The sequence below is a fragment of the Stenotrophomonas sp. YJH_SMC_37 genome (assembly GCF_059370035.1).
In genome coordinates this window covers 33,700-57,982 of record NZ_JCAFTG010000017.1, presented here as the reverse complement: position 1 = coordinate 57,982, position 24,283 = coordinate 33,700, and the positions used below count along the sequence as shown (strand labels likewise).

The 24,283-nt window shown below is 66.6% G+C and carries 18 protein-coding genes and 1 riboswitch; of the genes, 8 read left to right on the top strand and 10 right to left on the bottom strand.

The window, feature by feature from the left end:
• Positions 1–69 precede the first annotated feature (69 nt).
• Together AC5P8J_RS18505 and AC5P8J_RS18500 are read right to left on the bottom strand one after the other, a co-directional pair.
• A complete protein-coding gene (locus tag AC5P8J_RS18505; protein ID WP_021203178.1) occupies positions 70–1,356 on the bottom strand; it encodes a sensor histidine kinase in 1,287 nt (428 codons plus the stop codon).
• Positions 1,343–2,056 carry a response regulator transcription factor gene (locus AC5P8J_RS18500; protein WP_019662181.1) on the bottom strand — a complete coding sequence of 238 codons (714 nt, stop codon included), beginning with the start codon at positions 2,054–2,056 and terminating at the stop codon, positions 1,343–1,345. The genes AC5P8J_RS18505 and AC5P8J_RS18500 overlap by 14 nt, the downstream gene beginning before the upstream one ends.
• A gap of 104 nt (positions 2,057–2,160) precedes the next feature.
• Between AC5P8J_RS18500 and AC5P8J_RS18495 the strand changes: the two genes are divergently transcribed.
• From AC5P8J_RS18495 to AC5P8J_RS18480, 4 genes are all read left to right on the top strand, one after another.
• Positions 2,161–3,891 carry an ArnT family glycosyltransferase gene (locus AC5P8J_RS18495; protein ID WP_194445345.1) on the top strand — a complete coding sequence of 577 codons (1,731 nt, stop codon included), beginning with the start codon at positions 2,161–2,163 and terminating at the stop codon, positions 3,889–3,891.
• A 111-nt stretch (positions 3,892–4,002) separates the two neighbouring features.
• Positions 4,003–4,770 (top strand): phosphatase PAP2 family protein, encoded by a 768-nt coding sequence (locus tag AC5P8J_RS18490; protein ID WP_021203176.1) that lies wholly within the window; start codon positions 4,003–4,005, stop codon positions 4,768–4,770.
• Positions 4,767–6,416, top strand: a complete 1,650-nt coding sequence (locus tag AC5P8J_RS18485; RefSeq protein WP_495217029.1) for a phosphoethanolamine transferase — start codon at positions 4,767–4,769, stop codon at positions 6,414–6,416. Before AC5P8J_RS18490 ends, AC5P8J_RS18485 begins: the two co-directional genes overlap by 4 nt.
• Before the next feature lie 580 nt (positions 6,417–6,996).
• Positions 6,997–8,961, top strand: a complete 1,965-nt coding sequence (locus tag AC5P8J_RS18480; RefSeq protein ID WP_134732054.1) for a M2 family metallopeptidase — start codon at positions 6,997–6,999, stop codon at positions 8,959–8,961.
• A gap of 197 nt (positions 8,962–9,158) precedes the next feature.
• Here the strand turns inward: AC5P8J_RS18480 and AC5P8J_RS18475 are convergent, their stop codons facing one another.
• The 3 genes from AC5P8J_RS18475 to AC5P8J_RS18465 all read right to left on the bottom strand — a co-directional run bounded on the left by AC5P8J_RS18475 (position 9,159) and on the right by AC5P8J_RS18465 (position 11,898).
• Complete coding sequence (locus AC5P8J_RS18475) at positions 9,159–9,551, bottom strand: hypothetical protein (RefSeq protein WP_008265644.1); 393 nt, start codon at positions 9,549–9,551, stop codon at positions 9,159–9,161.
• An 82-nt stretch (positions 9,552–9,633) separates the two neighbouring features.
• Entirely contained in the window at positions 9,634–10,530 is an 897-nt protein-coding gene (locus tag AC5P8J_RS18470) for a siderophore-interacting protein (protein WP_207050023.1), read from the bottom strand.
• A gap of 141 nt (positions 10,531–10,671) precedes the next feature.
• Positions 10,672–11,898: a multidrug effflux MFS transporter gene (locus tag AC5P8J_RS18465; RefSeq protein ID WP_134732050.1), complete on the bottom strand. Its 1,227-nt coding sequence runs from the start codon at positions 11,896–11,898 to the stop codon at positions 10,672–10,674.
• Positions 11,899–12,197: 299 nt separating this feature from the next.
• Positions 12,198–12,300, top strand: a riboswitch (glycine riboswitch).
• A 62-nt stretch (positions 12,301–12,362) separates the two neighbouring features.
• Here AC5P8J_RS18465 and gcvP point away from each other — a divergent pair.
• A complete protein-coding gene (gene gcvP / locus AC5P8J_RS18460) occupies positions 12,363–15,230 on the top strand; it encodes an aminomethyl-transferring glycine dehydrogenase (RefSeq protein ID WP_495217028.1) in 2,868 nt (955 codons plus the stop codon).
• An 83-nt stretch (positions 15,231–15,313) separates the two neighbouring features.
• Here gcvP and AC5P8J_RS18455 read toward each other — a convergent pair whose 3' ends face one another.
• From AC5P8J_RS18455 to AC5P8J_RS18445, 3 genes are all read right to left on the bottom strand, one after another.
• Positions 15,314–15,724 (bottom strand): VOC family protein, encoded by a 411-nt coding sequence (locus tag AC5P8J_RS18455; RefSeq protein WP_058980986.1) that lies wholly within the window; start codon positions 15,722–15,724, stop codon positions 15,314–15,316.
• 142 nt (positions 15,725–15,866) lie between these two features.
• On the bottom strand, positions 15,867–17,234 hold the full coding sequence (locus tag AC5P8J_RS18450) for an amino acid permease (protein ID WP_134734760.1): 1,368 nt from the start codon (positions 17,232–17,234) through the stop codon (positions 15,867–15,869).
• An 82-nt stretch (positions 17,235–17,316) separates the two neighbouring features.
• Positions 17,317–18,039, bottom strand: coding sequence for a helix-turn-helix transcriptional regulator (locus AC5P8J_RS18445; protein WP_021204412.1), 723 nt, complete (start codon positions 18,037–18,039; stop codon positions 17,317–17,319).
• 114 nt (positions 18,040–18,153) lie between these two features.
• Between AC5P8J_RS18445 and AC5P8J_RS18440 the strand changes: the two genes are divergently transcribed.
• Positions 18,154–20,244, top strand: coding sequence for a catalase (locus AC5P8J_RS18440; RefSeq protein ID WP_495217027.1), 2,091 nt, complete (start codon positions 18,154–18,156; stop codon positions 20,242–20,244).
• 22 nt (positions 20,245–20,266) lie between these two features.
• Entirely contained in the window at positions 20,267–20,740 is a 474-nt protein-coding gene (locus AC5P8J_RS18435; RefSeq protein WP_134734758.1) for a hypothetical protein, read from the top strand.
• Positions 20,741–20,847: 107 nt separating this feature from the next.
• On the opposite strand, the gene AC5P8J_RS18430 is transcribed toward AC5P8J_RS18435, so the two are convergent.
• Positions 20,848–21,129, bottom strand: coding sequence for a hypothetical protein (locus AC5P8J_RS18430; protein ID WP_134734757.1), 282 nt, complete (start codon positions 21,127–21,129; stop codon positions 20,848–20,850).
• Between the two features lie 347 nt (positions 21,130–21,476).
• On the opposite strand from AC5P8J_RS18430, the gene AC5P8J_RS18425 reads away from it, so the two are divergent.
• Positions 21,477–22,100, top strand: coding sequence for a hypothetical protein (locus AC5P8J_RS18425; RefSeq protein ID WP_061478844.1), 624 nt, complete (start codon positions 21,477–21,479; stop codon positions 22,098–22,100).
• 47 nt (positions 22,101–22,147) lie between these two features.
• Here AC5P8J_RS18425 and AC5P8J_RS18420 read toward each other — a convergent pair whose 3' ends face one another.
• Positions 22,148–24,274 carry a methyl-accepting chemotaxis protein gene (locus tag AC5P8J_RS18420; RefSeq protein WP_495217025.1) on the bottom strand — a complete coding sequence of 709 codons (2,127 nt, stop codon included), beginning with the start codon at positions 24,272–24,274 and terminating at the stop codon, positions 22,148–22,150.
• Positions 24,275–24,283: the final 9 nt, after the last annotated feature.

The following is a 24,283-nucleotide window of genomic DNA, read 5'->3' as shown; positions in this document are numbered from 1 at the left end:
GCGCAGTTCCAGATTAACACTGTCTTCACGCCGGGTCATGCCGCAGCGCGGAGCAGGTCGGCCGCTTGATCAGGCGGGGCGCGAAGCGCCAAAGTCCAGGGTGACGCGTGTCCCGCGCAGCTCGCAGGGCTGCAACTGCAGTGTCCAGCCCAGGTGTTCACACAGCCGCGCGATCAGGTCCAGGCCGATGCCGCTGCCACGGTCGGCACGCCCGCCGCGGGCCATGCGTGCATGGATCGCCGCGATCTCCTCCGGGCTCATGCCGTGCCCGGGGTCCTGCAGGGTCAGCACCGCCGACGGACTCAGCTGCAGTTCGATATGGCCGCGACCGCTGTTCTCGATGGCATTGCGCAGCAGGTTGCCGATCGCCGCCTGCACCACCGCCATCGGCGCGACGATATCCACCGGCGCGGCCTGGATACCGATGCTCAGGTCCTTGTCGCCGAGGAGGTGGCGATGGTCGTCGACGATCTCCGGCAGCAGCTGGTCCAGCGCGATGCGCTCGGCACGCGCCGCCAGGCGCGCCGGATCGCGCGCCAGCACCAGCAGCAGCTCGATCAACTGCTCCACGCTCTGCGCCGTTCGCAACACCCGCTGCATCTGCTGGCGGGCGCGCTCGGGCAGGCCCGGTTGCTCCAGTGCCAGTTCGGCGGCACCGGTCATCACGGCAATCGGCGTGCGCAGTTCGTGGCTGGCGGTGCTGATGAAGACCCGCTCACGCTCGACGAACTGCTCATTGCGGTCAAGGTAATCGTTCAGTGCATCGGCGATGGTATGCAGTTCGGAACTGCCGCGTGGATCGACCTCGATGCGCTGGCCCTGCACGCCCGGCCGCAACGCGGCGATGTGCTGTGCCAGCAGGCTCAGCGGGCGCACCATGCGTTCCATGCCGAACGACGCCATCAGTACGGTGACGAAGATCATGATCACCCCGGCCAGCATCACCCAGCGCGTGGCGAACTGTTCCAAGTCATGAAAATCGGAAATGTCCAGAACCAGCGCGACCCGGCCCATCGACTCGGTTTCGCGCACCATCACCGCCGTCTCACGGCCCTTGATCATTACGCCGTCATGCAGCCCCGGATGCAACGTACGCAGAGCGTCGGGCAGGTTGACCGCATCGAAGCGATACAGGCTGAGCGTGTCCGAATCCTGCCAGCGGTAATGCGGCTCATGCTCGACGTGCTCGACGATGCTGTCCAGTTCGGAGTTGAGCAGTGCGCGCCAGGCGGCGTGCTCGGCATGCTCGTGCACATAGTTGCCAACGCTGAACACCGCCAGTGAAAGCAGCGCCAGATAGCCCAGCAACCACCACACGACCCGACGGTACAACGGGCCCGGCTTACGCGCCTTCATCGTCATCCTTGCCGGCATCGCTGGTGGAACTCACCGCCAACCGGTAGCCCACCCGCGGCAGCGTGTGGATCAGTTTCTTGGCGAACGGGCCGTCGACGCTGCGACGCAACTCGTAGACGTGCGAGCGCAGCAGGTCACCATCCGGCGGCTCATCGCCCCACAGGGCGAACTCCAGCTGCTGTCGTGTCACCGCCCCCGGGCTGGCCCGCATCAGCACTTCCAGCAATTTGCGGCAGGCCGGGTACAGGTGCAGCAGCTGGCCCCCACGCTGGGCCTCCAGCGTTGCCAGATCCAGTACCAGGTCGCCCACCTGCAGGCGCTTGCGCGGGTTGCGGCCCTGCGCACGCAGCAACAGCGCCTCCAGCCGCACCTCCAGTTCTGGCAGCGCGAACGGCTTGGTCAGGTAGTCGTCGGCACCGGCGCGGAAGCCGGCAATCTTGTCCGGCAGCTCGTCACGCGCGGTCAGCATGATCACCGGCACTTCCGATGCTTGCTCGGCGCGCAGCCGGCGCAGCACCTCCGGGCCCTCCATGCGCGGCAGCATCCAGTCCAGGATCACGGCGTCGTAAGGGTGGCTGCCGGCCAGGTGCAGGCCGGTGATGCCATCCGGGGCCACGTCAAGCACATGCCCGCGCGACTCGAAATAGTCGAACAGGTTGGCTACCAGCTGGCGGTTGTCCTCGATCACCAACAGACGCATGCACGAAACACCCACGGAAGTTCGTACCATGGTAGCGCCGCGCATGTCGGAATGCGGTCGCCCCGGCCCCGCTCTGACGCTTTTCCCACCCCCGCCACCTCAGAATGGCCGTTTTGCTCCCGGAGCCTGCCGTGCCCGTAGCCCTGCCCCGCCGTTGGCGCCTGCCCCTGTTGTGGCTGTTGATCGTTGCTGCGCTGGCAGCGGGGATCGGCCTTCGGCAGCCGCAGCCGCCGGACGAGCCGCGCTTCGTGCTGGCGGCCCGGACCATGGTCGAAAGCGGGCAATGGCTGCTGCCGCACCGGGGCGTGGAGCTGTATGCGGAGAAGCCGCCGGTCTTCATGTGGCTGCAGGCGGCGGCCTACGAGATCGTCGGCAGCTGGCAGTGGTCGTTCCTGCTGCCGTCGCTGCTGGGCGCCCTGCTCAGCCTGTGGCTGGTGTCGGATCTGGCACGCCGGCTGTGGTCACCGCGGCATTCCCTGTATGCCTTGGCGGCGCTGTTCTGCACCCTGCAGTTCGGGCTGATGGCCAAGCGCGCGCAGATCGACATGGTGCTGGTGGGCATGACCACGGTGGCCCTGTGGGGCCTGATGCGCCATCTCTGCGAGCGCCGCAACCTGCCCGCACTGTGGCTGGCGGGTTTCGCGGCCGGCCTGGGGACAGTGACCAAGGGTGTGGGTTTCCTGCCGCTGTTGATGGTGCTGCCATGGTTCGGCTGGTGGCTGTACCAGCGTTGCCGCGGCCTCAGGGGGGATGGTCCGCACCCGGCAACGCTGCTGTGGCTGATCCCGGCCTTCCTGCTGGGCGTGTCGGTGTGGCTTGCGCCGCTGGGCTGGGCCCTGCTGCACACGCCCAGCGCCGAACTGCAGGCCTACGCGCATGAGCTGTTGTTCAAGCAGACCGGTACCCGCTATGCCAACGCCTGGCACCACCGCCAACCGGTCTGGTACTACCTGCAGGTGATCCTGACCCTGTGGCTGCCCGGCAGCCTGTTGCTGCCGATGCTGTTCAGACCCTGGTGGCGCCGCCTCCGCCGAGGCGACCGCCGGCAGTGGCTGCTGCTCGGCTGGGCCATTCTGGTGCTGGTGTTCTTCAGCGCCAGCCCGGGCAAGCGTGAGGTGTATGTGCTGCCGATGCTGCCGGCAATGGCACTGGCGGCGGCGCCACTGCTGCCGGGCCTGCTGCGCCGGCTGTGCGTGCGCCGCTACCTGTTCGGCTACAGCGTGGTGCTGATGCTGGCCACCGGCGTGCTCGGCGTCATGCTGTTGACCGAGCACCCTTGGGCCCTTGCGCAGCTTGAGCGCCGGGCAATGCCCGATACGCTGCTGCCGGTGCTGGGCGATGGCCTGCTGACCTTCGCCATCGCCCTGGCCACGCTGATCGTGTGGCTGCGGGTGCGCCGCGCCGCAACGCTGGTGCTGCTGACCCACGGCATGCTGTGGATGCTCTACGGCCTGGTGTTGATTCCGGCGCTGGATCCCTACGCTTCGGCATCGGCGCTGATGCGCCGGGTCGGCGCACGGATCGGGCCGGACGCCGAACTGGCGCTGGTCGCCTGGCGCGAGCAGAACCTGCTGCAGGCCGACCGCGCGGTGCGCGAGTTCGGCTTCAAGCGGCCTTGGGCCGAGCAATGGCACGATGCCGGCCCCTGGCTCGCCGAAGCGCCGGACAAGCGCTGGCTGCTGGTGCTGGACGATGCAATGAGTCCCTGCGTGGACCCGGCCAAAGTGATCGACATCGGCATGGCCAACAGGAATCGTTGGCAACTGCTTCCCGGCTCCGCGTGGAACCCGGAATGCCACGCCGAACGGACAGGATCGACCGCAGACGAAGACTGAACGTTGACGTGCGCCGGGGAGTCATTAACCCGGCGCGAACGGGCGTCCGACCCTTCTCCGACATCAAGGTGACGAGCATGAGCGCGGATTCCCGAACCGCCCCTTCCCAGCATGCCCGTTCGTCCCATTGATGCGGTTGCGCCGCCTGCGACATCGCCACTGGCGTCAAGATTCGCCGTAACTCACTTCTGGCTGCCTGTCGCAATCGGTCTGCCCCTGTTTACGCTGCTGATGGGTTTCGGCGGCGATCAATGGGTCGCCGATCACCTGTTCCGTCTTGAAGGTGGCCACTGGGCGTTGCAGGACGCCTGGGTCACCCGCACAGTGGTGCACAAGGCCGGCAAATGGCTGAGCACGTCGGCGGCGCTGGTCGCGATCCTGTTGTGCGTGCACCACTGGCGCAAGGGAGGCGATCGCACCCTGCGATGGGCGCTGCTTTATGTCGTAATTGCCATGGCGCTGGGGACGGGCGTGATCTCCCTGCTGAAGGCCCTGGTGCCGATGGAATGTCCCTGGGACCTGCTGCGCTACGGTGGCCATCAGCCCTATATCGGCCTTTTCACGCAGCGCCCGGCCGGAATGCCCGCCCAGGCGTGCTTCCCTGCCGGCCACGCCAGCGCGGGCTATGCGTGGCTGTGCCTGTACTATTTCGCCCTGCTGTGGCGCCCGTCGTGGCGCTGGGCTGGGTTGTGGATCGGCCTCGGCACCGGCCTGGTGTTCGGCATCAGCCAGCAGCTGCGCGGCGCGCATTTCCTTTCGCATGATGTTGCCACCGCGTTGATATGTTGGTTGCTGTCACTCGGCCTGTACCTGATCGTCAAAGGCATCCTGATCCGCCATCCGCTGGACCGTCCCAACCGCCAGGAGGCAAACGCATGAGTGCATCGGTCCAACGCCCCGCCGGCCCTTCTGCGTTGGCGGGTCTTCGCCACTGGCGGCCACAGCTGTCCACCGAAGCGCTGATCGCGCTGACCAGCCTGTTCTTCGCGGTGGCCGGCAACGGCCTGTTCTGGCACAGCGCGATGGCCAGCCATCCGGGCAGCCTGCGCTACGCGCTGTCGCTGCTGCTGTTGCTGCTGGGTGCGCACGGCGTGCTGCTCGGCATCCTGGTCTGGCGCTGGAATGCCAAGGTGGTGATCAGCCTGCTGCTGCTGGTGACCGCGTTCGCCGCGCACTACATGGGCCGCTACCACATCTACCTGGATGCGGACATGCTGCGCAACGTGCTGGCGACCGACCCCAAGGAAAGCCGCGAGCTGATGACCGTGTCGCTGATATGGCCGGTACTGCTGCTGGCGGTGCTGCCGATGCTGGTGCTGTGGCGCGTGCAGCTGCGCCGCCGCAGCTGGGGCCGCAGCCTGCTGTGGCGGCTGGGCTTCCTTGCAGTAGCCGCAGTGACCTCCGTCGGCGGCGCGTTGATCTCGTTCCAGGATGTCTCGGCACTGATGCGCAACCAGCGCGAAGTGCGTTACCTCGCTACGCCCGCCAATGTGCTGCTGGGCATGCCGCGTGCACTGCGTGGCGACAACCCGGTGCAGCGCGCACCGAAGTTGCCGATCGGAACCGATGCCAAGGCCACCCCGCGCGCGCCGGCCAGCAAGCCGCGCCTGCTGGTGATCGTCATGGGCGAGACCGTGCGTGCGCAGAACTGGGGGCTCAACGGTGGCCGCAACACCACCCCGGAACTGGCGCAGGCCAGCGTGATCAATTTCCCGGACATGCACTCGTGCGGCACCAGCACCGAGGTTTCGCTGCCGTGCCTGTTCTCGCCATGGGGTCGTCACGACTACGACGAAAAGAAGATCCGTGCGCACCAGTCGCTGCTGCACGTCCTGGACCGCGCCGGCATCGTGCCGTTGTGGCGTGACAACCAGTCCGGCTGCAAGGGCGTGTGCGAAGGCCTGGACTTCCAGTCGCTGTCCGATGCCACCACGCCGGGCCTGTGCGCCGATGGCCGCTGCATGGATGAGATCCTGCTGCAGGACCTGGCCACCCAGGTGCGGGCCAGGCCCGGCGACCGGGTGGTGGTGCTGCACCAGCTGGGCAACCATGGCCCTGCGTACTTCGAGCGTTATCCGGCCGCCTTTGCCCGCTTCAAGCCAACCTGCGACACCCGTGACATCGGCCGCTGCTCGCGCGAAGAGATCACCAACAGCTACGACAATGCCGTGCTGTACACCGATCACTTCCTGAGCAAGACCATCGGCACGCTGCAGGGCATGCAGGATTACGACACGGCGATGATCTACCTGTCCGACCATGGCGAGTCGCTGGGCGAAAAAGGCCTGTTCCTTCACGGCGTGCCCTACGCCATCGCCCCGGCCGAGCAGACCCGGGTACCGATGACGATGTGGTTCTCGCCGGGCTTCGCGAGCAGCCGCGGGTTGGACCTGCAATGCGTGCGCAAGCGCTCGACGGCATATACCGACCATGACAACCTGTTCCCGTCGGTGCTGGGCCTGATGCAGGTGAAGACCTCGCTATACGAGCGCGACCGCGACGTTTTCGCCAACTGCGAGAGTTGAGGGTTTGTCGGCAGGGCTGCGCCCTGCCCCCGCCGAGGCCACTGCACAAGCAACGGCAACAGCAGAAGCAGGCGATTCGTGGCTTGGCGGGGCGGTGTCGGAATGCGGGGACGCCGCAAGTACGTCCATGTAGGCTTGGCAGCCGCATCCATGCGGCTGACACCCCGCACTCCGACACCGCTCCACCTCTGACAGATTGTCCCGATCTGGTAGATCCACGCCATGCGTGGATGAATTTCCATCGGAATCGAATAGTCGAATTGAATTCGAAAAGCATCCACGCATGGCGTGGATCAATGACAGGTCGCGGAAATCTGTCGAAGGCGGGGTGGGTCCGGTTGCGGGGGCGTGAGCGCCATGGATGGCGCGACCGAGCCTTCATGGACGGATTTACGGCGCCCCCCGCAACCGGACGCGCCCCGCCAAACCACGGATAGTCCGCTGTTGCTGTTGCTTCGGCCTTTGCCCTTGCTTGAAAGCCTCTGCGGGTGCCGGGCGCGGCCCGGCCGACTTCCGCCACTTGCGGTGGCAGCGACGGCCCACTAGCCTTCGGCCGTCGTTCACCACCCAAGGACCGCCCGTGAAACACCGTCATCTCCTGCTGGCCTCGGCAATCGCCGCCGCCACGCTGGCCCTGGCCGCCTGCAAGAAGGAAGCTGCCCCAGGCACCGATACCGCCAGCAGCAGCGCCCCGGCCGGCGAAACCGCCGACCAGTTCGTGGCCCGCATCAATGCCGAGTTCAAGGCCGCCTACCCGGAGATGACCTCGGCGCAATGGCTGTCCTCCACCTACATCAACAGTGATTCCGAACGCATCGCAGCCAAAGCCAACGAACGCTCGTTGACCCAGCTCAACAGCTGGATCGAACAGGCAGCCAAGTTCGATGGCAAGCCGATGAGCGAGGACAGCAAGCGCGCGATCCACCTGCTGAAGCTGATGTCCTCGATGCCGGCGCCGCGCGACCCGGCCAAACTGGCCGAGCTGACCCAGATCGCCACCCGCATGGAAGGCAGCTATGGCGCCGGCAAGTACTGCACCGATGCCAACGACCCGAACTCCTGCCGGCAGCTGGGCGAGCTGGAGCAGGTGCTGGCACGCAGCCGCGACTACGACAAGCAGCTCGACGCCTGGCAGGGCTGGCACAGCACCACCAAGAACATGCGCGGCGACTATCAGAAGTTCGTCGGCCTGGTGAACGAAGGCGCCAAGGGCATGGGCTTCACCGATGCCGGCCAGATGTGGCGCAGCGGCTATGACATGCCGCCGGAGCAGATCGGCCCGGAAACCGATCGCCTGTGGGAACAGGTCAAGCCGATGTACGAACAGCTGCACTGCTATGCGCGCGCCAAGCTGGACAAGACCTACGGCAAGGACAAGGCCGAAGTGGGCAATGGCCTGATCGCCGCGCACCTGCTGGGCAACATGTGGCAGCAGGACTGGTCCAACCTGTGGGACCAGCTGGAACCATACCCGGGTGCCGGCAGCCTGGACATCACCGCTGCACTGGAAAAGCAGTACCAGACCAACCTGAGCGCGGCGCTGGCCAAGGCCGGCAAGGACGCCAGTGTGGCGGCCCAGTACAAGGTGCAGCGCGAAGCCGAACTGCGCACCGCCAAGCAGATGACCGAGCGCGCGCAGGACTTCTACGTGTCGCTGGGCATGCCGTCACTGCCGCAGTCGTATTGGGAAAAAACCCAGTTCATCAAGCCTGACGACCGCGACGTGGTCTGCCACGCCAGCGCCTGGGACATGAACATGGAAGGCGACGTGCGCACAAAGATGTGCATCAAGCCGAACGAAGAGAATTTCACCACCATCTACCACGAGCTGGGCCACATCTATTACGACCTGGCCTACAACCCGCTGCCGCCGCTGTTCCAGGGCGGTGCCAACGACGGCTTCCATGAAGCGATCGGCGACACCATCGTGCTGGCGATGACGCCCAAGTACCTCAGCTCGATCGGCCTGGTCGACGCGCCGACCGAAAGCCGCGAGGCGGTCATCAACAACCAGATGCGCATGGCGCTGTCGGGCGTGTCGTTCCTGCCATTCGGACTGATGATCGACCGCTGGCGCTGGGGCGTGTTCGATGGCTCGATCACCGCCGACAACTACAACAAGGCATGGTGGGACCTGAAGGCCAAGTACCAGGGCGTGGCCCCGGCCAGCAGCCGTGGCGAAGAATTCTTCGATCCGGGCGCGAAGTATCACGTGCCGGGCAACACCCCGTACACCCGTTACTTCCTGGCGCGCATCCTGCAGTTCCAGTTCTACAAGGGCCTGTGCGACGCCTCGGGGTACAAGGGCCCGCTGCATGAGTGCACCTTCTACGGCAACAAGGAAGCCGGCCAGAAGTACTGGGCGATGCTGAGCAAGGGTGCCAGCCAGCCGTGGCAGGCCACGCTGAAGGAGCTGACCGGCACCGACAAGCTCGATGCCGGCCCGATGATCGAGTACTTCACACCGGTCAACGAGTGGCTGAAGCAGCAGAACGAAGGCCAGATGTGCGGCTGGCAGGCCAACGCGGCCCCGGCGGCGAAATGAGAAAAGGGGCGGGTCCGCGAGGATCCGCCCCTGATGTAGCGCCGGGCCGCGCCCACGTGACCGGTGGGCGCCATTGCAGCGAACGCATCGCCATGCGCGCGGAGCCTTTCGCCAAGCAGTGAGAGTGATTCATGCCCGGCGGCTCTTCATCGCACCGCTGCGCTCGCCGGGCATGGCCCGGCGCTACCCACGGCGGATCAGCTGTTCTTCTTCGCTGCCATCGCCGCGGCCAGCTCGGCCTTGAACTCCTCGAAGGTCTGGCCCTTCTCCTTTGCTTCGGCCTGTGCGGCATCACGAAGTGCATCGGAGTACATCAGGCGCACCGGCGTGCCATTGCGTTCGTGCAGCTCACCGGCCTGCATGATCAGCGCCAGCACCTGCGCAGCGCTCTCGCTGTGGCCGGCGATGCGGCCATCCATGCCCAGCACCCATTCGCCATCGCGGCGAACGACACCGGCCAGCAGGGTGCGCTGCGCGTCGCGCAGTTCGGCATGCGGCTCCACCGGCGACGCCTGCGCGGCTGCCTTGTTGGCGGCCTGCTTTTCCTGGCGACGGCGCTGGTCGCGGCGGGTCTTGGAGCTGGTGGACATGGTGCGGTACCGCTGCGAAGGGGGCGCAAGGATAACGCACCCCGCCCGCAGCGCTGCTTCACGCGTGCTCGATCCAGCACGGTCAGTCCAGCACCTTGCCGTGCCGCCAGTAGCCCATGAAGGTGATCGCGCGGCGGTCCAGCCCGCAGTCGCGGACCAGGTGGCGACGGATCGCCATTACCGCCGCCGCCTCGCCTGCCACCCAGGCATACAGCGGCCCGGCCACGCGGGTATCGGCCTGCTCCCAGAGGATCTGCGTATCGACGTCGATCTCCTCCAGCGCATCGCCGGCAGCCGCGCCCGGGGCCGCTGCCAACCGCGCCTGGACCGCCTGCAGCAACGGCTGTCCGTAGGCGGCCCGCCCGCGCGGCAGCCAGACCAGCTCGGCGCTGGAGGGCGCCTTCAGGTGCACGGCATCACCGGCCTGCGCCACCTCCAGCAGCGCCAGCGTGCGCGGCGGATCGACCATGGCCGCCAGTTCCTCGAGGATGCCGGCCACCGCCGGCAGCGCGGTTTCATCCGCCACCAGCAGCACCTGGCCGACTCCCATCGGCGGTTTCCATTCCCAGCCTTCGCTGCTGTCGGCACAGTCGGCATCGGGGGCCAGCAGCACTACGCGGTCGCCCGGGCGAGCGTGGACGGCCCAGCGCGAGGCCGGCCCGGTTTCGCCATGCAGCACGAAATCAACGTCGACCTCGCCCTGCTCGGCACGCAACTGCCGGATCGTGTAGGTGCGCATGGGCGGGCGCTGGTCGTCCGGCAGTGCCCGGTAGCGGGGATACCAGTCCTCGCCGCTGGGCACCGGCGGCACGTCCTGGCCGGGCAAGGGGAAGAACACCTTGATGCGCTGGTCCGGGCCTTCGGTCTTCATCCGCGCCACGTCGGCACCGGTGAATACCATGCGGTCCAGGGAAGGAGAAAGAACGCGGCGCTCCTTCAGCGCCACCTCGAACAGGCGGTAGGTCTGCTGCGCAGCCATGGGGGAACCTCATGCAACGACATCGGATCGGCTGGCTGTCGTGCATCCACGCACCGGCTGGCTGGAGTCCCCAGCCTAGTCCGGTCGTTCCTCGCCGCAAGCGTTACGGGCATCGCGGCGTGCCCTACCCCTGCGCGCTGCTCAATCGCCCGTGCAGGCTGCCTGCGCCGCGCGCTCAAGCCGGTGCTCCCAGTACCAGAACACGAAGCCGGCGCCAAAGAACGCGGCCTGGCCCAGCGCCAGGTGCAGCGGGCTGGCACTGAGCAACGGCGACACCACGCCGGCCACCACGGTGCTGATCATCAGCTGCACGAAGGCCTGCAGCGACGAGGCCAGGCCGCGCTGGTGCGGATACATGTCCAGCACCGCCAGCGCCAGGATCGGGAAGATCAGCGCCATGCCCATGCCGCCCAGGAAGATCGGCAGCACTGCCCACGGCAACACGAACTGCGGCGACAGCGCCACGTAGCCGACATTCAGCAGCGCCGACAGCGCGCACAGGCTGAAACCGATGGCGACCTGGCGGGTGGGCGTGGTGTGCCCGGCCATGCGCCCGGACAGGAACGAGCCGGTGGTCATGCCGCCGATGGTGGGGATGAACAACCAGGCGAAACCGCCCTCGCCCAGGTGCAGGTGCTGCATCACGAACACCGGCGCCGACGAGATGTACAGGAAGATGCCACCGAAGCCGATGCTGCCGGCCAGCGCCAGGCGCAGGAAGCGCGGGTTGAAACCGATGCGCACGTAATCGCGCATCAACGCGTGCGGCGACAACGGCACGCGCGCTTCGACCGGATGGGTCTCCGGCAGGTAGCGTGCAGTGGCTGCCAGCAGGACCAGCGCGAACACCACCAGGAACCAGAAAATCAGCGGCCAGCCGGCGCCACTGAGCAGGATCCAGCCACCGATGATCGGCGCGATGGCCGGGGCGATGCCGAACAGCATCGACACCTGGCTCATCAGGCGCTGCGCGTCGTGGCCATGGTAGAGATCGCGGATCACCGCGCGGCCGACGATCATGCCGACACCCGCCGACAGGCCCTGCAGCGCGCGGAACGCCAGCAGCGTGGCCAGATCGGTGGACAGCGCACAGCCCACCGAGGCGCCGACGAACACCACCAGGCCACCGAGGATCACCCGCTTGCGCCCCCACGCATCGGACAGCGGGCCATGCGCCAGGCTCATCAGGCCATAGAACAGCAGGTACACGCTGATGGTCTGCTGCACCGCCACCTCGTCCACCGACAGGCGCTGCGCCAGCTGCGGGAACGCGGGGAAGATGGTATCGATCGAGAACGGGCCGAACATGGCCAGGCCGGCAAGCAGCAGGGCCATGCGGCGGGTGGAGGGAGCAACGGCGGCGGTCATGAAGGAAGCGTCCGGCAGGGCCATGCGCGGCACGCACGGCGGGCGCCGGTCCCGCTGCAACGGGGACGGCGCCAGATGAATTCGGGTATCCGCCCATCATAGGTGGGGATTGCGCCCGATGCCATGCAGCGGTGCACAAAACGCACGGCCGGGCCATCGGCCATTCAGCCGCGGGCCCGCGCCGGGGCGCGGCCAGCGGGCCCGCAACGGGCTATAATCGGCGGGCAACACGGTGGGAGAAGCGGAACACCGCTGCCGAAGGCGCAACGCCCGTAATCGCTCAGGCCCGATACCACCCGTAACAGAACTCTGGAGAGACCGGTTCGATCCGGCGCCGAAGGGGCACGAAGCCGCGGTTTTCCGCGCTTCCAAACTCTCAGGCAAAAGGACAGAGGGGCGCCCCGCAGACCGCCGACCGGCGGCTTGTGCCCGTGCGTGTGCCCTTTCCTGACGGATCCTTCGCCATGTCCCAGAACACCCCTTCCCTGCGTGAGCTCGAGCACCACAATGCGTTCGTCGAGCGCCACATCGGCCCCAACGATGCCGAGATCGCGCAGATGCTCGACGTCGTCGGCCACGCGTCGCTGGATGCGATGACCGATGCCATCGTGCCGGCCAAGATCAAGTCGCCGGCGCCGCTGGCGCTGCCGGAGTCGATGACCGAAGTGCAGGCACTGGCGAAGATCCGTGCGATCGCCGACAAGAACACCGTGCTGCGCAGCTTCATCGGCCAGGGCTACTACGGTACCCACACCCCGAACGTGATCCTGCGCAACATCCTGGAAAACCCGGCCTGGTACACCGCCTACACCCCGTACCAGGCCGAGATCTCGCAGGGCCGCATGGAAGCGCTGATCAACTTCCAGACCCTGTGCGCCGACCTGACCGGCATGGAGATCGCCAACGCCTCGCTGCTGGACGAAGCCACCGCCGCCGCTGAAGCGATGACCCTGGCCAAGCGTTCGGCCAAGTCGAAGTCGGACACCTTCTTCGTGCACGACGCCGTGCACCCGCAGACCCTGGAACTGCTGCGCACCCGCGCTGAACCGATGGGCATCGTGCTGCGCGTCGGCACCCCGGCCGAAGCACTGGAAGCGGAAGCCTTCGGCCTGCTGCTGCAGTACCCGGACACCTTCGGCCAGGTCGGCGACTACAGGGCGCTGGTCGATGCCGTGCACGCGCGCGGCGGCCTGGTGGCCGTGGCCACCGACCTGCTGGCACTGACCCTGCTGGCCGCCCCGGGCGAATGGGGCGCGGACATCGTGGTCGGCAACAGCCAGCGTTTCGGCGTGCCATTCGGTTTCGGTGGCCCGCACGCCGCCTTCATGGCCTGCCGTGACGCCTACAAGCGCTCGATGCCGGGCCGCCTGATCGGCGTTTCGGTCGATGCCCAGGGCAACCCGGCCTACCGACTGACCCTGCAGACCCGTGAGCAGCACATCCGCCGCGAGAAGGCCACCTCCAACATCTGTACCGCACAGGTGCTGCTGGCAGTGATGGCCTCGATGTATGCGGTCTACCATGGCCCGGAAGGCCTGACCCGCATCGCCCGCCGCACCCACCGCCTGGCCGCCATCCTGGCAGCGGCACTGCGCAACGCCGGCGTACAGGTCGGTGGCGACTTCTTCGACACCCTGCACGTCACCGGCGTGCACGCCGATGAGATCCACGCCAAGGCACGCGCCGCAGGTTACAACCTGCGCGCGATCGACAGCGACTCGGTCGGCATCAGCCTGGACGAGACCGCCACCCGCGCCGACGTGGTCGCGCTGGCCGCCGTGTTCGGCGCGCAGGCCGACATCGATGCGCTGGACGCAAGCACCGCCGACGCGCTGCCGGCCGGCCTGCTGCGCCAGTCTGCGTTCCTGACCCATCCGGTGTTCAACACCCACCACAGCGAGCACGAACTGCTGCGCTACCTGCGTTCGCTGGCCGACAAGGACCTGGCGATGGACCGCACGATGATCCCGCTGGGCTCGTGCACCATGAAGCTCAACGCCACCGCCGAGATGATCCCGGTGACCTGGCCGGAGTTCTCGCAGATCCACCCGCTGGTGCCGGCCGACCAGGCGCTGGGCTACAAGGAACTGATTGATTCGCTGGAAGCGATGCTGGTCGAATGCACCGGCTACGACGCGGTCAGCCTGCAGCCGAACTCCGGCGCACAGGGCGAGTACGCCGGCCTGCTGGCGATCCGCGCCTACCACCGCTCGCGCGGCGAAGGCCACCGCGACATCTGCCTGATCCCGGATTCGGCGCACGGCACCAACCCGGCCTCGGCGCAGATGTGCGGCATGAAGGTGGTGGTGACCAAGACCGATGCCAACGGCAACGTCGACGTCGAGGACATCCGCCTCAACGCCGAGAAGTACAGCGACCGCCTGGCCGCGATCATGATGACCTACCCGTCCACGCACGGCGTGTTCGAGGAAGAGGTGGTCGAGATCTGCGAGATCATCCACAAGCACGGCGGCCAGGTGTACACCGACGGCGCCAACATGAACGCCCTGGTCGGCGTGGCCAAGCCGGGCAAGTGGGGTTCGGACGTTTCGCACCTTAACCTGCACAAGACCTTCTGCATTCCGCACGGCGGTGGCGGCCCGGGCGTCGGCCCGTGCGCGGTCAAGGAGCACCTGGCGCCGTTCCTGCCGGGCAAGCTGGGTGACAACGGTCCGGTCGGCATGGTCAGCGCGGCCAGCTTCGGCAGCGCCTCGATCCTGCCGATCAGCTGGATGTACATCGCGATGATGGGCCGCGAAGGCCTGCGCAAGGCCACCCAGGTCGCGCAGCTCAACGCCAACTACATCGCCAAGCGCCTGGCGCCGCACTTCAAGACGCTGTACACCGGCCGCAACGGCCTGGTGGCGCATGAGTGCATCCTCGACGTGCGCCCGCTGGAGAAGACCAGCGGCATCGGCGCCGAGGATGTGGCCAAGCGCCTGATCGACTTCGGCTTCCACGCCCCGACCCTGAGCTTCCCGGTGGCCGGCACGCTGATGGTCGAGCCGACCGAGAGTGAGTCGCTGCACGAGCTGGACCGCTTCATCAACGCCATGATCCAGATCCGAGAGGAAATCAGCGCGATCGAAGACGGCCGCCTGGACCGCGAGGACAACCCGCTGAAGAACGCGCCGCACACTGCCACCGCAGTGACCGCCAGCGAGTGGACCCACGCCTACCCGCGCGAACTGGCTGCCTTCCCGCTGGCCAGCCTGAAGCAGAGCAAGTACTGGCCGCCGGTGGCACGCGTCGACAACGTGTACGGCGACAAGAACGTGATGTGCGCCTGCATCCCGGTCGATGCCTACAAGGACGATGAAGTCGAAGCGTGATTGACGGAACGGCCCGCGCAAGCGGACCGTTTTCGTTTACGGTAGCGCCGGGCCATGCCCGGCGAGCGCAGCGGCTGAACCGATCACGGATCCGGCATCTGCCCCAGGCTCAACTGCCACGACACCCCGAAGCGGTCCTGCACCCAGCCGTAGCGGTTGCTGAAATCGTACTCGCCCACCGGCATCAACCAATGGCCGCCCTCGCCCAGCACGCGCGCGGCGCGCTCGAACTGCTCGGCGCCGGAGCACTCGACGAACAGCGAGATCGACGGGCTGAAGGTGAAGTCGTGCACGTCCAGGCTGTCGAAGCACAGGTAGTGGGTGCCACCGAGCAGGAAGATGGCCTGTCGGACCTGCCCGGGCACGCCGGCACCGGCGCCGTCCGGATGGCGCTGCATTGCCAGCAGGCGGAAATCGGCGAAGGCCTCGGCGTACAGGGCCAGGGCGGCCTCGGCCTGGCCGGTGAACATCAGGAAGGGGCGACTGCGCAGCATGCGGTACTCCCGGTCGACGGGCCGCTGGCGGCCCACCTGCGCACAGTGCCACGCGGAGTGTGTGCCTGTTGTAGAGCCGAGCCCATGCTCGGCTGGCGATCGCGCAAACAGCAGCCTCGACCGTAGGGTCGGCTCTACAGAATCACGCCTCGCGCATGCGCCGCGCGATGGCGCTGCCGGCGGCGATCGTGGCGGTCAGCGCAACCATCGACAGGAACTGCAGACGGGTGTGCGCCTCGCTCAGCAGCAGGCCGAAGATCAGCGCCAGGATGCCCAGCGCGCACACGGTCAGCCACGGGAAGCCCGCCATGCGGAACGGCAGCCGGGTACCCAGGCGATCCGCGCGGCGGCGCAACACCAGTTGTGAGACCAGCGACAGCGTCCACACCAGCAGGCAGGTCGAACCGACGATGTTCAGCAGCACCGGCAGCACCCGGTCCGGGAACAGCAGTTCCATCACCGTGGCGGCGAAACCGAACAGGACGCTGGCCAGCACGGCGATGACCGGCACCTGGCGCGGATCGGTCCAGCCCAGCACGGCCGGGGCTTCACGTCGCTGCGCCAGCGAATACATCATGCGCGAGGCGCCGTAGAGGTTGGCATTGAGCGCCGACAGCAGCGCGATCACAGCGATCAGGGTGATGGCGGTGCCTGCACCCGGAATACGGGCAATGTCCAGCACCGCGGCGAAGGGCGACTTCAACGCTTCGCTGGTCCACGGCACCACGGCGATGATCACGCTCAGCGAGCCGATGTAGAACACCAGGATGCGCCACGCCACGGTGCGGATGGCACGGGCGATGCTGCGCTCCGGATCTTCGGTCTCCGCCGCCGCAACGGCCACGATCTCGGTGCCGCCGAAGGCAAACACCACCACCAGCAACGCCGCGCCGATCCCGGCCAGGCCCTTCGGCGCAAAACCACCATGCTCGGTGAAGTTGCTCAGCCCAGGCGAGGTCACCTGCGGGAGCCAACCCATCAGCAGCGCCACACCGATGGCAATGAACGCCAGGATCGCCGCCACTTTCAGGATGGCGAACCAGAATTCGAACTCGCCGAAGTTCTTCACCCCCAACAGGTTGATGGCGGTGAAGAACAGCATGAAGGCCAGCGCCGCCATCGGTACAGGTACTGCTGGCCAGACCGTGGCCAGCAGACCGGCCGCTCCCACCGCCTCGGCGGCGATCACGATCACCAGCTGCACCCACCACAACCAGCCGACGGTGGCACCGGCGGTGGCGCCCATGGCATCGGCGGCATAGACCGAGAACGCGCCGCTGGTCGGTTTGGCCGCCGCCATTTCGCCCAGAGCGTTCATCACGATGATCACCAGCGCGCCGGCGACCAGATACGACACCAGGACCGCCGGACCGGCCGCCTGCACACCCACGCCCGAGCCGAGGAACAGCCCGGCGCCGATGGCGCTGCCCAGGCCCATCATGATCAGCTGGCGGGGCTTGAGCGAATGTCCGAGGCGGGACGGCGAAGCGGTCGGAATCGAGTTGGGCATCGGCAGGGCTGGCGGCGGGCTACAGGGGCGACACCTTACCCTGTCCCATGCCCGCGGGGATAGGCACAGCGCAGCAGGCGGCTCAGGCCAGTGCCGGCTCTCCGACACTGCCACCAATACGGGCGCGGTAGGCACGCGGCGAGAAACCGGTTTCAGCCTTGAACTTGCGGGTAAAGGCGCTCTGGTCGCTGAAACCGCAGGCCTGGCCGATGCTGGCGATGCTCTCGTCACCGTGCAGCAGGTGCATGGCCATCTGGATCCGCAGCCGGGTCAGCACCTGCTGCGGGGTCATCTGGAACACCTTGCGGAAGCTGCGCTCCAGCTTGGACAGCGAGAAGCCGGTGATGTCCAGCAGGGTCTGCATGCGCACGTTCTCGGCGTAGTGCGCGTTGAGGTGGGCCAGCGCCAGCCGCAGCTGCTCGTACTGGGTGCCGAGGCTGTCCTTCTGGCCCAGGTCGCGGGAAATGCCGATCAGGCCCTCGATGGCGCCATCGACCAGCAGCGGGCGCTTGCAGGTCAGGCACCAGCCCGGTTCGCGGTTGGCGAACAGGTGCAGCTCCATCAGGTTCTCGATCACCTCGCCGGACAGCACGCGGGCATCCTGGTCGACATAGTCCGCGCTGAGGCCGGTCGGGTAGATCTCGGCCGCGGTCCGCCCGATGACGTCCTTGCGCGCGCGCAGGCCCAGCCGTCGCAGCATGGTCTGGTTGACGTGGGTGTACCGCCCCTGGCGGTCCTTGATGAAGAACAGCACGTCCGGGATGGCGTCGAACAAGGCTTCGATGTCGGCGGGCTCGACTCGCATGCGGCAAGCATACCCGAGCCCGCTTTTGCCCGTACGTTCACCTTTGCCGGACCGGGGTTTAACGGGCTCGGTTCCAGTGTCGTGGTTCCCTTTGACGATCCGGAGCCACCCTCCATGGCCGCCAGCAAGCCGACCGGCAAGCGCGCAACCACCCCGCCCGAAAGCCACCCACGGGGCAATGGCGATGAGCTCCACCAGCAGGCCGGGGGCAGCCATCCGGTGATGACCACCGATCAGGGCATCCCGGTGGCAGACAACCAGAACTCCCTGCGACAGGGGCCTCGGGGGCCCACGCTGCTGGAAGACTTCATCCTCCGCGAGAAGATCACCCACTTCGATCACGAACGCATTCCCGAGCGCATCGTGCACGCACGTGGCAGCGCGGCACATGGCTACTTCGAGTTGACCCGGTCACTGGCCTCCCATACCCGCGCGCGTATCCTGACCGAGGTGGGGGTGAAGACACCCGTATTCACCCGTTTCTCGACCGTGGCCGGTGGCGCAGGCTCGGTGGATACCCCGCGCGACGTGCGCGGCTTCGCGGTCAAGTTCTATACCAAGGAGGGCAACTGGGACCTGGTCGGCAACAACATTCCGGTGTTCTTCATCCAGGACGCCATGAAATTCCCGGACCTGGTGCACGCAGTGAAGATGGAACCGGACCGTGCCTTCCCGCAGGCCGCCTCGGCCCACGACACCTTCTGGGACTTCATTTCGCTGATGCCCGAGTCGATGCACATGATCATGTGGGCAATGAGCGACCGTGCCATTCCGCGCTCGCTGCGCATGATCGAAGGCTTCGGCGTGCACAGTTTCCGCCTGCTGAACGAGGCAGGCGAGTCGACCTTCGTCAAGTTCCATTGGCGGCCAAAGCTGGGCATCCAGTCAACGGTCTGGGACGAAGCGCTGAAGCTGCAGTCAGCCGACAATGACTTCCATCGCCGCGACCTGTTCGAGGCCATCCAGCGCGGCGACTTTCCCGAATGGGAGCTGGCGGTGCAGTTGTTCACCGAAGAAGAAGCCGACGCATTCCCGTTCGATCACCTGGACCCGACCAAGATCATTCCCGAATCGCTGGTGCCGTTGCAGGTGATCGGGCGCATGGTGCTGGACCGTTGGCCCGACAACTTCTTCGCCGAGACCGAACAGGTGGCGTTCTGCCCGGCCAACGTGCCGCCGGGCATCGACTTCAGCAACGACCCCCTGCTGCAGGGCCGCCTGTTCTCCTACCTGGACACCCAACTGCTGCGCCTTGGCGGCCCGAATTTCCACCAGATCCCGGTGAATGCCCCGAAGTGCCCATTCGCCAATCATCAGCGCGACGGCCACATGCAGATGCAGGTGCCCAAGGGCCGCGTCGCCTATGATCCCAGCTCGCTGCAGGAGGACTCACCGCGTGAGACGCCTGCGGGTTTCCGCAGCCACGCCAGCGCCGACGATGGCTGCAAGGGCCGTACCCGCGCGGAGAGCTTCGCCGACCACTACAGCCAGGCCCGCATGTTCTTCCGCAGCCTTGAAACGCCGGAGCAGGCGCACCTGGCATCGGCGCTGGTGTTCGAGTTGTCCAAGGTGGAAACGCTGAAGGTGCGGGTACGTACCGTCAGCCACCTGCGCAACATCGATGACTCACTGGCGCGGCGCGTGGCCGATGGTCTGGCCTTGCCCGCCCTGCCCGACCCGGCACCCACCGCCACCCCGGCGCGGGACATGCCTCCCGCTCCCGAGGTGCGTGTGATCGGACGCAACAAGCCTACCCTGCAGGGTCGCTGCATCGGCATTCTGTTCGACGAAGGCTCCGACGCCCGCATCATTGCCAGCCTGAGCAAGGCAGCCAGGAAAGCAGGTGCAGACGTGAAGCTGGTCGCGCCCAAAGTCGGTGGCGCCACGCTGAGCGATGGCGCGATGCAGGCGGCGGATGGGCAACTGGCAGGCACGCCATCGGCTGTGTTCGATGCGGTGGCCGTGGTGCTGAGCGTAGAGGCATCAAAGGCATTGTCGAAAGAGAGCGCCGCGCTGGAGTTCGTCAGCCAGGCGTGGGCACACCTGAAGGCCATCGCCAGCGACGCGGGAGGCCAAGCGCTGCTGAAGGCGGCGCGGGTCGGCAACGATGCCGGCATCGTCGAAGCGGAAGACGCCAAGGCATTCCTGGCGGCGGCCGCCACCCGCCAGTGGGCGCGTGAGCCCAAGCTGCGCCTGCTGGCCTGACCACAACGACAGGAGAATAGTCATGCCCCGTGGTGACAAATCCGCATATACCGAAAAGCAGAAGCGCCAGGCCGAGCACATCGAGGAAAGCGAACGTGATCGCGGCGCGAGTGAAGGCACCGCCGAGCGCATTGCCTGGGCCACCGTGAACAAGCAGGACGGCGGCGGCAAGCGTAGCGGCAGTGCACGCAAAACTACAAAGAAGGCGACCCGCAAGAAGACCGCCAAGACGTCGACAACCAGGAAGACGGCAGCGAAGAAGGCGCCGGCGAAGAAAGCGGTGGCAAAGAAGGCGGTGGCAAAGAAGGCACCGGCTCGCACGACCGCGACAAAGAAGGCCGCAAAGAAGACAGCGAAGAAGGCTGCGGCAAAGAAGGGGAGTACGGCCGCCTCGCGGAGCGCCGCCGCGAAGAAGGCGGCGGCTACCCGTGCCCGAAAGGCAGCGACACGCAAGACCGCAGCGAAAAAGGCTGCCCGAACGCGGAGCAGAGATTGATCGTCCCCGAAAACGGGGAACAGCCCGCGCCCGCATCGCAGGCGCGGGATGTGTGGCGCAGCGCCTACTCTCGCTGGGTCGGTCCCAAGCGACCCGCGCACCTTACCTCAGCGGGACGGCCCCGCCGTCACTGCGGCTGAGGGCACCGGCACGGCAGCCGCCTGCAGCGTGCGCAACGCCGCGATCGGAATGGCCTCGGCACGCCGCTGCTGCGGCCACCAGACGAACAGGAACGCGCTGCTGGAACCGAGCAGGCGCGCAGTGCCCGGCAAAGGCGCGCGGTCGCCGTTCAACTGCAGGCGGATCACTTCGCCGCTGCCAGCGTTGTGGATCTGCCCCCCGCGCACCGTCACGTAGTTCGCCGCGCCCAGCGCCATGAAGGCGGCCACGCCAGGGTCATCGTGATCAGCGGGCGCCGGCCTACGTCCTCTCATATGGAGGAGTGAAGACCGAGCGATAACGGCCGTACGGCATCGGTGACAGCGCGACTCACCTGCTCTGCCATCCAGAGACACTCGTGGCTCAGGCACACCGATGAAGGCAGTGCATGTCGCGCAGTTTGTCGTAAACGGCTATATCCCGTGCAGAGCAATCCGGAAGTCACCTGGCACTGCTGATCGCCGTCAGGGCCTCCTCGCTGGGCTCCCTCAAGGACAGATCATCGACATCCACCACCCTGTAGCTTCGCTCGGTGGTAGCGGCTACGTTGATTGACCCACTGACAGGGATAGTTGAGATGAAGAATGTGAACCGAGTTCTGGCGGCCAGCGCGCTGATGCTTGTACTGGCGGCATGCAGCAGTTCCCAGACCGCCAACAAGGGCAATTTCGGCAAGGCTATTCAGAAATATCTTGATACCAAGAACGGACTCTGCGCTGCTTTGCCCGCGCGGGAACTCCCCTTCAGACTGGCCAACGATGGCAGCTTGGGAGAGCGCGCGCGCCTGCAGGCCAACGCCTTGGTCGAGGCCGGGTTGCTGAGCCGCCAAGCATCTGAAATGAAATCGATGTTTGGCACATCGACCGTACCGGCTGGCGAGTACGCGCTTACTTCCAAAGGAAAGAAGTTCCTCGTAGAAGGCGGCGCAGAAACAATTGCAGGTCAAGCAGCGTTCTGCACCGGCAAGTTCAGGGTGACAGAGGTGGACACCTTTACCGAGCCCAGCGAGATGATGGGCGTGAAATTGTCTCAGGTGAACTTCCGCTACAAGGTCGAAGATGCGGACAGCTGGGCCAGATCGAAAGAGGTCCAGGCCAGCTACCGTAACCTAGCGGATCAAGCCAAGGACGAAATCGATGGCAAAGCGACGCTCGTGCTGACCAACGACGGCTGGATGCACGAGCGCTTGTTCAAGCGCTGAGGGCTTCTCGGTCGGCACGGCACTTTGCCGTGCCGACGCGGTGACGGTCAGGCCGCGCGCGCCACCACGGCGCGGGCTGCACCGTCCTGCTCGATCTGGAACACCGACACCGACGTGGTCAGTGCATGCGCCTGTTCCTCCAGCGCGCGGCTGGCGGCAGTGGCTTCTTCCACCAGCGCAGCGTTCTGCTGGGTCACCTGGTCCATCTGCACCACCACCTGGTTGACCTGCTCGATGCCGGCGGCCTGTTCCTTGCTGGCCGCTGCGATGTCGCTCATCAGCTGCGTGGTGCGCGAGCTGGCCTGGGCCACGCGTGCGATCGCGGCTTCCGATTCAACGGTCACCGCCAGGCCACTCTTCACCTTGGCAGCGGCGTCTTCGATCAGCTCCTTGATTTCCTTGGCGGCGACACCGGCACGCTGCGCGAGCGTACGCACCTCGCTGGCGACCACCGCAAAGCCACGCCCCTGCTCGCCCGCGCGCGCGGCTTCCACTGCAGCATTCAGCGCCAGGATGTTGGTCTGGAACGCGATGCCGTCGATCACCGTGGAGATTTCCGAGATGCGCGCCGAGGACTGATCGATTTCGCCCATCACCGATGCCATCTGTGCCATCGCCTGCTCGGTCTCGCGCACGGCGGCGCCGGCAGCGTGCGCTTCGCTGTCGGCCTGACGCGCCAGTTCGGCGTTCTGGCGTACGGTGGAGGTCAGCTCCTCCATCGACGCGGCCGCTTCTTCCAGATTGGCCGCCTGCTGCTCGGTTCGGCGCGACAGGTCGTTGTTGCCAGCGGCCAGTTCCTGCGCCGCGTTGTTGATGCTGTCGGCAGCCACCTGGATGCCGCGGACGATGCCGGTCAGCTGCGCGGTGGTGGTGTTGGCATCGTCGCGCATGCGCGCGAACACGCCTTCGTACTCGCCCTCCATGCGTGCGGTCAGGTCGCCATGCGAGATCGCGCGCAGCACGTCGGAAACATCGGCGATGCTGGCCTGCGAACTGGCCATCATGCCGTTAAGGTGCTCGACCATCGTCTTGAACTGGTACTGGAAGGCCCCGGCATCGCCACGCATGCTGAAATCGCCGGCGCGTGCGGCACGGGCCAGTTCATCGATCTGCGCGTTGATCGCCATCAGGCTCTGCTTCACCGCGGCCAGGGTGCGGGTCAACGTGCCCTTTTCGCCCGGATAGTCCGGCAGGTCGCGGCTGAGGTCACCGATGGCGTAACGCTGCATTACTTCAGCCATCAGCAGTTCCACCTGCACGTGCGATTCGACCAGGCTGTTGGTGGCCTGCACCATGCGGCCGAAATCGCCGGGGAACGCACTGGCGTCCATGCGATAGCGGATTGCGCCGGCCTCGTGCTGTTCCGCCATCTGCAACTGCGCGCCGATCGCCGCCTGCACACTCTGGCGCACGCTGGCCATCGCCTCACCCAGCTGGGTCAGCTCGTCGCGGCCACCGAGGCGGAACTCCTGGTCCAGCTGCCCCTTGGACAGGCGCTCGGCCAGGTTCACCGCGCGCGCCAGCGGACCGGTCAGGCTGCGACCGATCATCACCGAGGCGCCGATGCCAGCAAGCAGCGCAACGCCGCCCAGCACCAGCAACTGCAGCAGGCTGCGCTCGCCCAGGCGGATCGCCTCGGCGGCAGCCTCACGGCTTTCCTTCTCCTCGAAGTCCACGCCATCGGACAGCGCCTTGTTCCAGCCGTTGGCGGCGTCCTGCACCGGGCCCAGGGTCAGCGCCACGGCACCGGGATAATCGCCCTGCTCCATCAGTTCGCTGGTCTGCTTGTTGAGCGGGCGAGCAACGGCTCGCTTGGCGGCGATGGTTTCAGCGATGGCCTTGCCTTCGGCGTCACTGGGCAGCGCCTGGTAGGCGCTCCAGCTGGCCTCGTAGCGCTTGACGAGATCAGCAATGCGCTTCTCGTCGCTGGTGCGGTGATCACCCTGGCGGATCAGCATCTCGCGGCGCACCACCATCATCTGGTTGTTGGCATCAAGCATCTGCGACAACAGGCGCACCTTGGCCACGCTGACGTCGACCACCTGCTGCATCGCGCGCTTCTGCACGACACTGGCAGTGGCGCCGGTGGCCACCACGGCGGCAACCAGCAGCAGCAACAGGCCAAAGCCCAGCCCAAGACGCCAGGCAACCCTGACGTTCCTCAAGTAGTTCATGGGGATATC